The following is a 14,498-nucleotide window of genomic DNA, read 5'->3' on the forward strand; positions in this document are numbered from 1 at the left end:
AGCAGCGTGGAGTCGACGCCGGCGAACGAACCAGCGGCCGCGAGATCGAGGATGCGGCGCAGGTCCGTCACGAGACTCGTCGTGGTCGGTATGAGTGCAAACAGACCGACCGAATCCGCCGCATTGCCGAACGTGGACGCTTGCTGCGTGAGAAGCACCTCGGCGCGCACGATGGTACTGGAGTCGGTGATACGCGACGGCACGTTGAATCGCAGGTACGATCGATACGCCGGGAAGCCACCGACTACCAAGGTGTTCTCGCCTGGCGGCGGCGATGCGATGTCGCTGATCATGTACACCGCGTACGCCAACTCGACGTCCGCCGTGGAGTTGGGTAGGATCGTGCTGGGCGAGATCTGCTGCGGCGCGTACGTCGTGTCGGTGCTCGGATCGAAAACGACCGAGGGCGCGCCGGAGCCGACCACGAAGGCCACCGCGCGAAGCTGACCCGATCCACCACGGATACGAACGCCCAGCCTCAGGCGGCCCTTCGCGGCGATCTTGGCAGCCATCACCGTTTTCGAGAACGGAATCCGGATCGAGTCGCCGATCGCGGACGGCGTGAACACCAACGAGCCGATGCGACGATCGGGCCGGAACAGCGACCGCACGACCGACGTGACCGAGTCGGATGCTGTGGTGTCGACGTCGTACACTTCAAGCGTTACGGGCCTGATGCCACGGCGACCGGTGCTGTCGAGGGGGAATCGTAAAAACACCGAGTCCACGGCCGTAATGGAGTCGACCGTGGCACCCCTGTTCGCACTGAAGACGGTCGGCAGCACATCAAAGCGGATAATGGCGCTGGTGACGACCGTGTCGGGACGATTGGCGATCAGGATGAGCGGCGACAGCCCGAGCGCCGGATAGCCGGCCAGCGAACTATCAAGGACGACCGCATCGACAATGGTGTCGCGGAAGGACTCCGCCGTCGACGGGCACAGCGACGGGCAAGCAGCGCCACCATCGAGGGACTCTGTGCACGCCGCAGCCGTGAGGGCCGCGAGTACGAGTCCGCAGAGCAGGAGAGGGCCGCGAAAACGCGGCCACGAGGTAAATCGAACGCGCTCAGTCATTCTCGAGCGAAGCAGGCGTGAATGGCGCGGGCAACAGTTCCGCCAGCGACCAGCGCGCCGTGAGCCCATCGGGCGTCACAGCGAAGATTTCGAGCGATGGAGCGAACTCCACCAACGCCTGTCGACAGATGCCACACGGTGGCGTCGGTGCAGCCGCCGCCGACGTGATCACCATGCGTACAAAACGACGCGCGCCGTCGGCAATCGCCGAGCCGAGCGCGACGCGCTCGGCACAGGTACCGGCCGGGTACGACGCATTCTCCACGTTACAGCCGACGTATACGCGGCCGGTGTCGGTTTCCAACGCAGCCCCGACGGGGTAGTGCGAATACGGGCACCACGCATTGGCGCGCGCTGCGTCCGCCGCGGTGCGCAGATGGGCGATGCTCATGCGTGCAGAAGGCCCGGCAGAAATGACGTGCCGTGACCTCGCCACGACAGGCCGAACCACTCGGCCACGGTGGCGCCAACATCGGAGAACGTATCCCGCGCGCCCACGCTCCCACCTCGCACCCGTGCGCCAGCTACCAACAATGGCACGCACTCGCGAGCGTGGTCGGTTGAAGGCGTTGTCGGATCGTTGCCGTGATCGGCGGTAATGAAGAGCAGGTCGTCCTCCCGAAGTACAGCCAGCAGGCTGGGCAGGGCGCGATCGAACGCTTCGAGCGCCCCCTGAAAGCCACGGACATCGTTTCGATGCCCGAACAACTGATCGAAATCTACCAGATTGGCAAAGCAGAACCCACGAGGCGTTGAATTCAGCCATTCGAGGATCGCCGAGATCCCTTCTGCGTTGTCGACCGTGTGCCGGGAGGTGATGCCGCGACCAGCGAACAGGTCATCCACCTTCCCCACCCCGGCCCGCGGAACTCCCGCCTCAGCCAGCACGTCGAGAAGCGTGACGCCGGGAGGCTGAAGTGAGTAGTCGCGCCGGTTGGCGGTACGCTTCCAGGCTCCCGAAGTTCCCACGAACGGCCGGGCGATCACTCGGGACACGTCATGCGGCGCCACCAATTGCTCGCGGGCAATCTCACAGGCCCGATACAATTCACTGAGCGGGATCCAGTCCTCATGGGCGGCGATCTGCAAGACCGAGTCGGCCGAGGTATACACAATCCACGCACCGGTTTCCCTCGCCTGCTCAGCGAAGTCCGCAATCACCGCCGTCCCACTCGCCACGCAATTGGCAATCACGGGACGACCCGTTGCCCGCGCGAACGCTTCGATCACACTGCGGGGAAATCCCTGCGGGTAGGTCGGGAACGGCTCGGCGAGATGCAATCCGGCCAACTCCCAGTGCCCCGTGGTCGAATCCTTGCCCAACGAGCGGGGCGTGAGCGTGCCCCAGCCGCCGATGGGATGCACCACCGGTTCGACCCCCAGAATCGGCGCGATATGCCCGAGTCCCAGACGCGCCAGGTTGGGCAGGTCGAGCCCACCGACCGCCCGCGCCACGTTGCCGATCGTATCGCTCCCGGCGTCCCCGTAGGCCGCCGTATCGGGCGCCTCGCCACATCCCACGCCGTCCAGCACCAGGATCAACGCGCGGCGCCTGGCTAGACTCGTGGTCATGGCGGGCTCGATGAGAGTGGACGGGACGGCACGCGCAGTGCGAGGCCAACGAGAAGTTCGTACGGCGACAGCTCGGCCTTCTCGGCCACCTGCTCGGTGCTGAGCGTGTCCGCGCCGTCGGTGCCGATGAGCGTGGCGACGTCTCCGACGGCACACGGCACATCGGTCACGTCCACCATGATCATGTCCATGGTGACACGACCCGCAACCGGGCAACGTACCCCACCGATCAGGACCTCGCCGCGATTGGACAGTTGCCGGCGATATCCGTCGGCGTAGCCCGCCGAGACGGTGGCGATGCGCGTTGGCCGCGCAGCTGTCCAGGTCGCGCCGTAGCTCACCGTCTCGCCGAGCGCGACGTCGCGGAGATCGATCACGCGGGCACGCAGGTGCACTACCTGCTTCAGGCCGAGCAGGTCGCTGAACATGCCGCCGTACACGGCGATACCTGGACGGGCCAGCGAGCCAGGGGAGAGGCGCGTGCGACTCGCGATACCGGCACTATTGTCGCTGTGCCGCAGCACAGCCGACGGTAGCGCGTCACCGAGGTCGAGCATGGCGTCCACGAAGCGTGCCTCCTGCTCGTCGCGGGAGTCGACGTTCTCGTCGGCCGAGTGGAAGTGCGTGAACACGCCCTCCGGCGGATGCGCGCGCAGTGAGTCGCGCAACTGGCCGACCTGGTCCCATCGCACGCCGGCGCGGGCCATGCCGGTGTCGATCGACAGATGATAAGGCCGAAGCTCACCGCCCTGCCCTGCGGCAGCCCAGGCGCGGATGTCGATTGGACGATGCAACGCGGGACGGACCCCCAGCGCGTATGCCTGCGCCAGCTCCGACGGCAGGAACGGCGTGAAGCACAGAATGCGACCTCGGCAGCCGGCGTCGCGCAGTTCGGCGGCCTCGTCGAGGGACGCGATGCCGAGGCCCCACGGGGCATCAGCGGCCGGCGGCGTTCGATCGAAGGGGATACCCAGGGCGCGACTGACCGCGACGGCGCCGATGCCGTAGGCGTTCGCCTTGACCATGACAATCAGCGGCACGCCGGCCCGCGCGCGTAGCTGACGCACGTTGTGGCGGACCGCGTCGAAATCGACGTCGAGCCAAGCGCGGCTGGGGAGATTCATCCCACAATGCTAAGGGGCGCACGGCGTAAACCAACAGCGGATCAGCCGGCGATAAACGTCGTCGCCTTGGTGTTCTTCCAGCGACCGGCCTGATCTTTGGAGACCACGACCTCGACGGAGTAGCCCGCAAACTGCCCGGCGTTTCCACGCGCGTGAGCGATGGGCGTGGGGCGCAGCTCGCGTGCCAGACCGACCGAGGTTGCGGCCTCGACAGCATCTTCCAGCTGACTCCCGCTCAGCGGCGTGGTCTGCGCCTGTACCGACGCCGCGTTCAGCGCGCACATCGCCAGCATGATCGGTAGACAGCGCACTCCGGGCTTCATTCCCCGTCTCCATGCTACAGGGTCGTGACAACGCGCCGTCCGTCTCAGAATGCCCGGCGCGATGATGCAGCTCAATCTCGCCGAAAAACGCAGTGGATACCGCGCTTAGATTGCAAACGTCATCGACTTGTCATGACGCGAAGCGCACACCCTCCGCGCCATGCAACACTCTAAACCGAGCTCATGTCATCATCACCGATTCCTCCTCGATCGCTCGACGACGCGCTGGCGCTCATGCGCGATCTTCGGGCACGCTGCGATTGGGACCGCGTGCAGACGCACCAATCGCTGCGCCCGTATCTGATCGAGGAGGCGCATGAAGTCGACGAAGCCATTGCGCAGGGCGACGACGCCACGCTACGCGACGAACTCGGCGATCTGTTGCTGCAGGTGCTCTTTCACTCGGTGGTGGCCGAGGAGCGCGGGGCCTTCACGATGCAGGACGTGGCCGGTGCACTGGTCGCGAAGATGCACGCGCGGCATCCGCACCTGTACGGCGACGGCATCAAGCGTAGCTGGGAGTCGATGAAGGCCGAGAAGGCCAAACGCAGCACGCTGGAGGACGGTCTGCCGTCAGGGCTGCCCTCGCTGCATCGCGCGCACCGGTTACAGGACCGCGCCGCCGGGGTGGGCTTCGACTGGCCCAATGCACTGGGCCCGCTGGAGAAGGTGCGCGAGGAGATCGAGGAGCTGGCCGCTCACGTAAGCCCCGAGGGCACCGTGGCCGATCAGGACTTGTTCGAGGCCGAGTTGGGCGACCTGCTGTTCGCGGTCGTGAACCTGGCGCGCAAAACCGGCGTGCACGGTGCGCTGGCGCTTGATCGGACGAACGCAAAATTCGTTCGGCGCTACGCCGCGATGGAAGCGTTGGCGACTGCCGATGGTGTCGTGCTCACGGCGCTCTCGTTGGAGGAGCAGGATCGGTACTGGGACGTGGTGAAGAGATCGGAGCGTGAACTGCAGGACTCACGTGGGTCTTGAGTGGTGAGTCAAAGTTTGGAGTTTTGGGTTGACTCGCGACTCCAAACTTTGACTCAAAACTCGAAGCTCACTGTTTCCTACGGTGAAATTCTTCCCATCATTCTCGGGAACGCGATGACTTCGCGGATGTGCTCGACGCCGCAGATCCACGCTACCGTGCGTTCGAGGCCGAGGCCGAAGCCGGAGTGCGTGAACGTGCCGTACTTGCGGAGGTCGAGATACCAGCCGTAGGCCTCGACGGGCAGGCCTTCGTGCGTGAGCCGCGCGAGGATCTTGTCGTAATCGTCTTCGCGCTGTGATCCGCCGATGATCTCGCCGCGCCCTTCGGGCGCCAGCAGGTCGGCGCAGCGCACGGTGCGCGTGTCGAGCGGGTTCTCCTTCATATAAAACGCTTTCGCTTCCTTCGGATAGTTCACGACGAAGACCGGGCGCTGATACTCATCGACGATCAGCGCTTCATCGGGCGCGCCCAAGTCGTCGCCCCACACGATGCTACTGCCCTTGCCCTGCGCGAGCTTGACCGCGTCGCTGTAGTCGAGACGCACGAACGGCTGCGAGACGCAATCGAGTTTACTCGTGTCGCGCTCGAGCACCTTGAGTTCTTCCGGTCGACGCTCCAGCACACGCTCCACGAGGTAGCGCACGAAGTCTTCCTGCAGATCCATGTTGTCGTCCTGATCGTACCACGCCATCTCCGGTTCGATCATCCAGAACTCGGTGAGGTGGCGGCGCGTCTTCGACTTCTCGGCGCGGAACGTGGGACCGAAGGTGTAAATGCGCCCCATGGCGGCGGCGAGTGCCTCGCCGTACAGCTGCCCCGTCTGCGCGAGATAGGCCGTGCCTTCGTCGAAGTAGTCGGTGCTGAACAACCCCGCGCGCTCGCCGATCGCCGCCGTCAGAATCGGCGTGTCACACCGAGTAAAATCACGCGCGTAGAAGAAATCGTGCACCGCGTGTTCGAGCTCATGCCGCACCCGCATGATCGCGACCTGGCGCTGACTGCGCAGCCAGAACGCGCGGTTGTCGAGCAGAAAGTCGATACCGTGCTCCTTCGGCTGGATCGGGTAGTCGTTCGGGCTCGTCCCGATCACCTCGAGCGTCTGCACGCCCATTTCGAATCCGCCCGGCGCCCGTCCATCGGCGCGCACCTCACCGGTCAGCGCCACCGACGCTTCCTGCGTCAGCTCGGCGAACGCGTTCCACGACGCCTCGGGAACTTCGGACTTCACCAGCACCGCCTGCAGAATGCCCGTGCCGTCACGGGCCACGACGAAGGCGACCTTGCCCTTGGAGCGCAGGTGGGTGACCCAGGCGCGAACGGTGACGACGGCGCCGACATGGTGCTTCAGGTCGGCGATGCGAGTGCTGGATTGGTTCATCGGGCGGCGAGTTGGAGGAGAGCCGTGAAGCTACACCGAAGCCCGCTCGCGCTCCAAGCGTTGCCCGGATCGGCGCGGGGTCGGCTAGCCGACGCGGAACAGCTCCAGGGCGCGCGCATAGCCAACCGTCAGCACATGTCGCAGCCCCTGATGCGACGGGGCCGTGAGCTCAGGGTCGTCCTTCAGCACGCGTTCGGCCACGATCCGCGCGGTCTCGTTCAGTGCTTCGTCGCGAAGAGGATCGGCAATTTTGAACGCCGGCAGCCCGTGTTGCCTGGCGCCGAACAGGTCACCCATTCCGCGTAGCTGCAAGTCGGCTCGGGCGATCTCGAAGCCGTCGTCCGTGCCGGCGAACAACCCCAGACGCTCGGCCGCCTCGGCACCCACATCGCCCAGCAACACGCAGTACGATTGCTCCGCGCCGCGCCCGACCCGGCCGCGCAGCTGATGCATCTGCGAGAGCCCGAAGCGCTCAGGATGCTCGATGATCATGACCGTGGCGTTGGCGACGTCGATGCCGACCTCGATGACCGTGGTGGCGACCAGCGCGTCCACCTCGCCGTCGCGGAAGGCGCGCATGACCGCGTCGCGGTCATCAGCCGGCAGCCGCCCGTGCAGCAAGGCCACTCGACGTGTCGCCAAGGGCCCGTTCACCAGCTCCTCGAACATCGCCGTGGCCGCTTTGAGCTCCATCTTCTCGGAGGTCTCGATGAGCGGGTACACCACGTACACCTGACGACCGACGTCGAGCTGCGTGTTGGCAAACTCGAACACCTTGGCGCGCCCCGATTCCGGTCGCACCACCGTGGTGATCGGCTGTCGCCCGGGGGGCCGCTCGTCCAGCACACTCACATCGAGATCGCCGTACAACGTGAGGGCCAGCGAACGCGGAATCGGCGTCGCACTCATGAGCAGGACATCGGGGGCCTTGCCCTTGAGCCCGAGCGCGGCGCGCTGCTCCACGCCGAAGCGATGCTGCTCATCGATGATCGCCAGTCCGAGATTCGCGAAGGCGACATCATCCTGAATCAACGCGTGCGTACCGATCGCCAACACGGGCTCGCGTGAGGTTAAACGCGTGAGTGCCGCGCGACGATCTTTGGCGCCCAGACGACCGGTGAGCAGCACCGGGATGATCCCGAGCGGGGCCAGCAGCGCGCCGATGCTGCGGGCGTGCTGCTCGGCCAGCAATTCGGTGGGCGCCATGAGCGCGACCTGCGCGCCGTTCTCCATCGCCAGCAACGCGGAGAACACCGCGACCACGGTTTTCCCGGCGCCCACGTCGCCCTGCAGCAGGCGATGCATGCGCCGTGGGCTCTCCATGTCGGCCACGATCTCGCGAATGGCCCGCACCTGGGCACCGGTGAGCGTGTACGGCAGCGCGGCGCGGAGCTTGGTGGTGAGATCGCGCCGATTCACGAATGCGATACCGCCACGTGCTTCGCGCGCCATCTGGTTCGCCTTCCGGTGCAGCAGCTGCACGCAGAGCAACTCCTCGAACGCCAACCGCGCACGTCCACGCAGAGCTTCGGCCACCGACGACGGGCGGTGCACCAGTCGCAGCGCTTCCGGCAGGGGCGGTACATCGGCCTGCGTGAGGATGTCGCGCGGCAGGGTCTCCTGCACCAACGGCAACAGCTGATCGAGATGCTGCTGCACCATCGCGCGGAGCAACCGCACGCTCAGTCCTTCGGTGCTGTTGTACACGGCCAGCACGCGGCCTTCGTTCGTGCCTTCTTCCTCCGGTCCCAGATTCACGAATTCGCGCGGCTGGAGCCGGCGACCGTGAAAAAAGCGGACCTGTCCCGTACAGAGCAGCCAGTCGCCCTTGTTGATCGTGCGATCGAGAAATGGTTGTCCGGGCCACGCCACTTCGATCATGCCGCTCGCGTCCTGCACGACGGCCTGAAACACCCGCAGCCCTTTTCGAGTGGGCAGCACGCCCTTGGCGATCACCTGCCCCAACACCGTGATGTCGGCACCGACCACTGCCTGCGCGATGCGGGTGACCGTGCTGGCGTCTTCGTAGCGGTGCGGCACGTGGCGCAGCAGGTCGCCGGCCATCGTGATTCCCAGTCGCGCCAGCTTTTCAGCGCGGGCGGGCCCGACACCTTTGAGATACGTGACCGGCGTGTCGAGGGTGAGCCGCGGAGCCGGACGCGCAGGCGGACGTCGCTTCCTCTCCTGCGGGTCCCGGTCACCGCCGAACGCCATCACGTCTCCACCAACTCCTTGGCGTAATCGCCCGCATCGAACGGCTCGAGGTCGCCAATCTGCTCGCCGAGTCCGACGAACTTGATGGGCACGTTGAGCGCCTCGTGCACCGCCACCACGATGCCGCCCTTGGCGGTGCCATCGAGCTTCGTGACCACGATGCCGGTAACCGGAACCGCGTCCGAAAACGTGCGCGCTTGCGAGAGCGCGTTCTGGCCGATGGTGCCATCGAGGACGAGCAGCACTTCATGTGGTGCGGTGGGAAGTCGCTTCATGATCACGCGATGAATCTTGCGCAACTCCGTCATCAGATCGTCACTCGTGTGCAGTCGGCCCGCAGTGTCCACGATGACGATGTCAGCGCCGCGCGTAATTCCGGCATCGACGGCGTCGAAGGCCACTGACGCGGGATCCGATCCCGGCGCGCCACCCACGAAGTCGACGCCGGCGCGCTCCGCCCAGACGCGCAGCTGGTCGATCGCACCGGCGCGGAACGTGTCGGCGGCGCCAAGCAGCACCTTCTTGCCGTCCTTCTTCAACTGCGCGGACAACTTGCCGATGAACGTGGTCTTCCCCGCCCCGTTCACGCCGATCACGAGGAGCACGGTGGGGCCGCTTGTGGCACGAAGCAACGCAGGATCGGCGTGACCCTTTCGCAGCGACGCCTCGATGCCCTTGGCCAATGCACCGCGGAATTCCGCCTCGGTTTTGACTTCACCGCGCTTGGCGCGGAGCTCGACATCAGCCACCAGTGCCAACGCTGTGGTCACGCCGAAATCAGATTCGATGAGGAGCGTTTCGAGAGATTCGAGTGACCCATCATCGACGCCCTTGAAGAGCACCGTGACATCGGTGAGCGCAATGTCCTTGAAGCGCTGCCAGAGCGAGCGCTTGGGAGCTTCATCTTTTCGGCGAAACAGGCGAGCCATTCTTGACCAGGCGAGGAGAAACGAAGAGTCGACCGAGTGGCGACGATCAGCGATAGCCGCCAGCGCGGCGTCCGATCCATTCGCCGCAGAGCAGCAGGAGCGCGAGTACGAAGGGCCAACCGGCGTCGGCCAGTCGCGGGGCATCAGACGCCAGGGCGCCGCGGGAGAGCACACCGTCGCGCACCGTGGGCGCACGCGGCACCCACTCGCGCGACGCGTTCACCACCAGCACGCTCGCCCCACCCTCGGCCTGCACATCGTACACCCCTGCGGCCAACGCGGGCGAGGTGGTTTCGAAGCTCGCGCCGCTAAACCGCAGCGTGAGCGAATCGGTGCCGGCAGTGCCACCGCGGCGGCTGAGCCGCACAGCGACGATCGAGTCGGCGCCACCACGTCGCCACGCGACCGGATCACCAGCGCGCATGAGCGACGCAATCGGACGGGCCGCGCGCACGTCTCCGCGTCCGGCGGCCAGCCAGTCGAAAATCGCGCCCCAGAGGGCACCAAAGGCCTCCGCGGAGCGCCCGCCGCGCAGTGCCCAGCCGGCATAGCCCGACCCGGAGACCACGATAGTGCGTACGCCGTTCTCGGTACGGGCGGCAATGGCCGCCACCGCCTCGCCGCGCTTGCCCAACTGCGCGGTCAGCACCGGCATCGCCCCGCGCGCCGGACCGGCCAAGGTCAGTGGCGGCAAGGAATCGAGCGGCAAGCCCGCCAGCGCCGCCGCCAGCGGAGAGATCGGCACGCCCGACGCGTACCACTCCGGCGTCCGCGCCACTTCCCCCGCCCGCGCCAGCGCCGTGGGCGGCGCGGGAATCCACAACGCCTTCGCGCCGGTCGCGCTTCGTGCGGCCATGCGCGGGCGCCACGCTGTATCACCGTGCACGATGAGCATGCCCGCGGCACCGGCCTGCGTCTTCACGTCGGCTTCGCTGATCGGCGCGAGCGACCCTTCCACGCGCCACACGCCCGGTGCGACGCGCAGGAAGGCCCGTGTCGGCACGTTCAGGGCGCCGCGCAGGACCACGAGTGCTTCGCGCACATCGAGGTCTGGTGCGGTCGATACGAACACCGCCGACGGTCGGTCGCCGATATCGATCGTACTGGACAGCGTATCATTGCGCGGCTCCGCGTCGCCTGGCACGAGCAGCACCGACCGCACGATGGCGGAACGGGCACCGCGCGGCAGCGCAATGGTGGCGGTCACGCGGGTCGAGGTCAGCGGCGCGAGCGCCGGCACGGAGAGTTGCACGGGCGCGATGCCGTCCACGAGTACGCGCAGCTGTGCGTCCGGTGTGGCCGTCGCGCCGGCCACGATCGTGGCCGCGACAGCAATGGTATCGCCGGCCGTGGCACTGGTGGGCACCGCCATGTCGGCGATCGCTCCGTCGGTGCGTGGCGCATTGCTCAGCACGCGCACGATGGAACCCATCGGCGCCTCCGCCAGCGACTCGGCGTCATCCACTTCACCGTCGGTGAGCAGCACCAGCGGACGCCCCAGCGACGCCGCCCGATCCACGGCGACGCGCACGCGCGAGGCCTGGTCGTCGGAGCGCAGGGACGTGATTTCCGCCACGCTGATGTCGCGTATCGAATCGCCGATGATCACGAACGCGTCGGCACCGGGCGCGTCGCGCGCGGCCGCCTTGGCCAGGCGTTCGCGCCACGCCTTCACGGCAGAGTTTTCGTCACCAACGGCGCGGCGTGACGAAGCCGACACGTCGATAGCCACCAGCGGCGTGGCGGGTCGAGGCGGCGCCGACGGCGCACCGAACAGGATGGCCGCGACCAGCGTCACGGCCAGGGCGCGCAACGCGCCAAGCGGGATCGCACGGGAACGCGCGAGCGCCCCGACACGCCCGTAGGCGAGCCAGGCCACGGCAACGCCGAGCGTGAGGGCAAGTATCCAGCGAATCACGACAGTAACGTCATTGATCGGCACGATCGGAGAAAGGGCAAAGGGCAAAGAAGCCGAAGCCTCTTTGCCCTTTACGCGGAAGGATGCCGATCAGTTCACTCGCCGGCGATGCGCGTCGCGACCGGAGCGGCCGCCGCGTTCGTGGCGCGCGGGCCATCGAGACGGGAGAACAGTCGCGCCTTGAGATTCTCGAAGCTGGTACGCTGCCCGGTGGCGAGCGGCTCACCGGTGACGTTACGCAGCGCCTCACGAGGATCACGATGCTTTCCGTTCACCAGCACTTCGAAATGCAGATGCGGTGCGGTGGAGAGGCCCGTGGTGCCGACGTAGGCCACCGTGCGTGCAATCGAGACCGTCGTACCGCGACGGATGCCCGCCGCGAAGCCATTGAGATGGCCGTAGCGCGTCACGAAGCCGTTGCGATGCCGGATTTCCAGCACCCGACCGTACCCGCCTTTCCATCCGGCAAAGATCACAACCCCGTCGCCCAGTGCGCGGACCGGCGTGCCGCGGGCGGCCGCGTAGTCCATGCCCTGATGCGCGCGGACGGTGCCGAGGATGGGATGGCGACGCAGGCCGAATACGCTGGAGATCCGTCGGAACGCGAGCGGTGCGCGCAGGAATGCGGCGCGCATGGATTTGCCCTCGCCATCGAAGTACGACGCTTTGGCACCCTGCGCGAAGCGCATGGTCTCCACGCGACGACCACCGACGGTGAGTCGCGCCGCGATCACTTCACCTGGGCGCACGGCCCCGTTGGAGGCGCGCTGACGTTCCATGAGCACTTTGATCGTGTCGCCCGCACGTAGATCGCGGCTCAGGTCGACGCGGTACTCGAGAATGTCGGCGAGGGCGTAGGCGACTTCGTTGCGCACGTTGGCGGGGAAGGCGTCGGCTCCCTGGGCAATAGCGCCGGTGAGCGTGGACGAAACGACACCACCCACGACGACGGTGTCCGTGGTCCATGGCAGCTTCTCTTCCTTCTCCAACCATCCGGACCGCGAGCCGGCCGTGGCCGAGCGCGTAAAGCGGACAAGCCGGTCGATCGCGAGTTGCAGCACGACCTCGGAGGCGCCGGAGTCCGGGCTGACCTTGGAGGTGATCGTGGTGCCGGCGCGGATCTTTCGGGCGTCGATGGCCTGGGACTCGAGCAGCACGCGGGCCGCTTCGCCCCGCGGGACGCCTGCGCGTTCCAGCACGGCGACAAGCGGCTCCCCCCGCTTGATCGTATCGACGCGTATGCGCCACTTGGAGGCGACAGAAACACGAGACCCCGCAGCGAGTACTGTCGCTGCGGGGCGCTCGGGGATCGGACGTCCCAACGCAATAGCGGCGGCTCCGACACCAGCACAGAGGGTAGCCATCAGGAGCCGTGCGCGCGTGCTGGTCAATCCATCTGTCTCCGTATGAACGTCGGGATTTCCATGTCGTCGAGCTCAGTGCCGGGCGACGAGGAAATCGGTGGCACGCGAGGCGGCCGTGGTGGCGCGCCTTCCCAAGCAGGACGAGCGGCGGCTGCCGTAGGTCTCATGGCGGGCCGGTCCCGCGTGGGGAACGGAAGCACCGATGGATTTGGCTTTGCGGCAGCCGTTACCGGAAATGATGCAGCCGACGGATTCCCAGCGGAAGGGGCTGGTGTGCCGTGCGGCACATTACGGACGAGCCCGTTTCCAGCAGCTCCCTGCATCTGTCGATCAAAACCGGTCGCAATGACCGTAACCCGGATCTCGTTCATCATGGCGGGCTCATGCACGGCGCCGAAGATGATCTCGGCGTTGTCACCCACCGCGTCGTGCACGATATCGTTGATCTGCGTGACTTCGCCGAGGGTGAGGTCTTCGCCGCCGGTGATGTTGACCAGCACGCCGGTGGCGCCGGAAATGGACACGTTATCGAGCAGCGGCGACGCGATCGCCTGCTGGGCGGCTTCCATGGCGCGATTTTCCCCGCGACCGATACCGGTGCCCATGAGCGCCGAGCCCCCGTTCTGCATGACGGTACGCACGTCGGCGAAGTCGACGTTCACGAGGCCGGTCTCGCTGATGAGCAGTGAAATGCCTTGCGTGGCGTGCAGCAGCACTTCGTCGGCCTTCTTGAGGGCCTCGTGGAAGGGGATGCCCTTGCCGACCACGGCCAGCAGTCGCTCGTTGGGCACGATGATCATCGTGTCCACGTGCTTCCGCATCTCGGCGATGCCCTCTTCCGCCTGTCGCATGCGCTTGCGTCCTTCGAACAGGAACGGACGCGTGACGATGCCGACGGTGAGTGCACCGGCTTCGCGCGCCAGTTCGCAGATCACCGGTGCCGCCCCGGTGCCGGTACCGCCGCCCATGCCGCAGGTGACGAACACCAGATCGGCATTGCCCAACACGCGCTTGGTGTCTTCGCGGTTTTCATCGATGGCCTGACGCCCGATTTCCGGGCGTGCGCCGGCGCCGAGTCCACGCGTGAGCTTCTTGCCGATCTGAATCTTGACGTCGGCCTTGGAGTTCATGAGCGCCTGCGCGTCGGTGTTCACCGAAATGAATTCGACGCCCTCGAGGTGTTCCTCGATCATGCGGTTGACGGCATTGCCGCCGCCGCCGCCCACGCCCACGACCTTCATGCGGGCATTCTGGGCGGTGCTTTCTTCGAACTCGAAGGTCATGCGGGGGAGCTCCATACGGGGCTTGGCGGGCTCAGGGTGGGTCGCACAGCAACCCGGCAGCAGGCTGGGTCACCACGAATCCTTTGCAGCGAGCTCCGCCAACGTCGGCGGTCCGCGCACGGACTCTCAGGGATGTGGAAGAACATGCCGCAGGGTGCGAAAGCTTCCCTAGAATACACATTCGAGAGTGCAGCGCAAGCCGTGAAATCCGTTGATGTTGGACGGATTCGTCACGACTTCGGACATCGGGAAAGGCGGCACGTTTTATCCACATTGCAGTTGCACTGAACGGCTTGTGACATTCACGAGAGAGTAGGGAGTACGGGGTTGGGGTG

At 66.3% G+C, this 14,498-nt stretch carries 12 protein-coding genes; 1 reads left to right on the forward strand and 11 read right to left on the reverse strand.

What is annotated here, in order from left to right:
* From ACESNG_RS11000 to ACESNG_RS11020, 5 genes are all read right to left on the reverse strand, one after another.
* The coding region (locus ACESNG_RS11000) for a hypothetical protein (RefSeq protein ID WP_373068976.1) at positions 1 to 1,076 on the reverse strand (1,076 nt) is incomplete at its 3' end.
* Positions 1,069 to 1,467, reverse strand: a complete 399-nt coding sequence (gene cdd, locus ACESNG_RS11005) for a cytidine deaminase (protein WP_373061520.1) — start codon at positions 1,465 to 1,467, stop codon at positions 1,069 to 1,071. The genes ACESNG_RS11000 and cdd, both read right to left, overlap by 8 nt.
* On the reverse strand, positions 1,464 to 2,648 hold the full coding sequence (locus ACESNG_RS11010) for a phosphopentomutase (protein ID WP_373061522.1): 1,185 nt from the start codon (positions 2,646 to 2,648) through the stop codon (positions 1,464 to 1,466). Before ACESNG_RS11010 ends, cdd begins: the two co-directional genes overlap by 4 nt.
* A complete protein-coding gene (gene alr / locus ACESNG_RS11015) occupies positions 2,645 to 3,772 on the reverse strand; it encodes an alanine racemase (RefSeq protein ID WP_373061524.1) in 1,128 nt (375 codons plus the stop codon). The genes ACESNG_RS11010 and alr overlap by 4 nt, the downstream gene beginning before the upstream one ends.
* Positions 3,773 to 3,813: 41 nt before the next feature.
* Entirely contained in the window at positions 3,814 to 4,095 is a 282-nt protein-coding gene (locus tag ACESNG_RS11020) for a hypothetical protein (protein WP_373061526.1), read from the reverse strand.
* A 183-nt stretch (positions 4,096 to 4,278) separates the two neighbouring features.
* On the opposite strand from ACESNG_RS11020, the gene mazG reads away from it, so the two are divergent.
* A complete protein-coding gene (mazG, locus tag ACESNG_RS11025; RefSeq protein ID WP_373061528.1) occupies positions 4,279 to 5,076 on the forward strand; it encodes a nucleoside triphosphate pyrophosphohydrolase in 798 nt (265 codons plus the stop codon).
* Positions 5,077 to 5,153: 77 nt separating this feature from the next.
* Here mazG and asnS read toward each other — a convergent pair whose 3' ends face one another.
* From asnS to ftsZ, 6 genes are all read right to left on the reverse strand, one after another.
* Positions 5,154 to 6,455 carry an asparagine--tRNA ligase gene (asnS, locus tag ACESNG_RS11030; RefSeq protein WP_373068978.1) on the reverse strand — a complete coding sequence of 434 codons (1,302 nt, stop codon included), beginning with the start codon at positions 6,453 to 6,455 and terminating at the stop codon, positions 5,154 to 5,156.
* Positions 6,456 to 6,539: 84 nt separating this feature from the next.
* Positions 6,540 to 8,669 carry an ATP-dependent DNA helicase RecG gene (recG, locus tag ACESNG_RS11035; protein ID WP_373061542.1) on the reverse strand — a complete coding sequence of 710 codons (2,130 nt, stop codon included), beginning with the start codon at positions 8,667 to 8,669 and terminating at the stop codon, positions 6,540 to 6,542.
* Positions 8,669 to 9,598: a signal recognition particle-docking protein FtsY gene (gene ftsY, locus ACESNG_RS11040; protein ID WP_373061532.1), complete on the reverse strand. Its 930-nt coding sequence runs from the start codon at positions 9,596 to 9,598 to the stop codon at positions 8,669 to 8,671. Before ftsY ends, recG begins: the two co-directional genes overlap by 1 nt.
* A 46-nt stretch (positions 9,599 to 9,644) precedes the next feature.
* On the reverse strand, positions 9,645 to 11,540 hold the full coding sequence (locus ACESNG_RS11045; RefSeq protein WP_373061534.1) for a hypothetical protein: 1,896 nt from the start codon (positions 11,538 to 11,540) through the stop codon (positions 9,645 to 9,647).
* 71 nt (positions 11,541 to 11,611) lie between these two features.
* Complete coding sequence (locus ACESNG_RS11050) at positions 11,612 to 12,880, reverse strand: M23 family metallopeptidase (protein ID WP_373061536.1); 1,269 nt, start codon at positions 12,878 to 12,880, stop codon at positions 11,612 to 11,614.
* A gap of 23 nt (positions 12,881 to 12,903) precedes the next feature.
* Entirely contained in the window at positions 12,904 to 14,163 is a 1,260-nt protein-coding gene (gene ftsZ / locus ACESNG_RS11055; protein WP_373061538.1) for a cell division protein FtsZ, read from the reverse strand.
* Positions 14,164 to 14,498: the final 335 nt, after the last annotated feature.

The sequence above is a fragment of the Gemmatimonas sp. genome (assembly GCF_041689975.1).
Lineage (GTDB): Bacteria > Gemmatimonadota > Gemmatimonadetes > Gemmatimonadales > Gemmatimonadaceae > Gemmatimonas.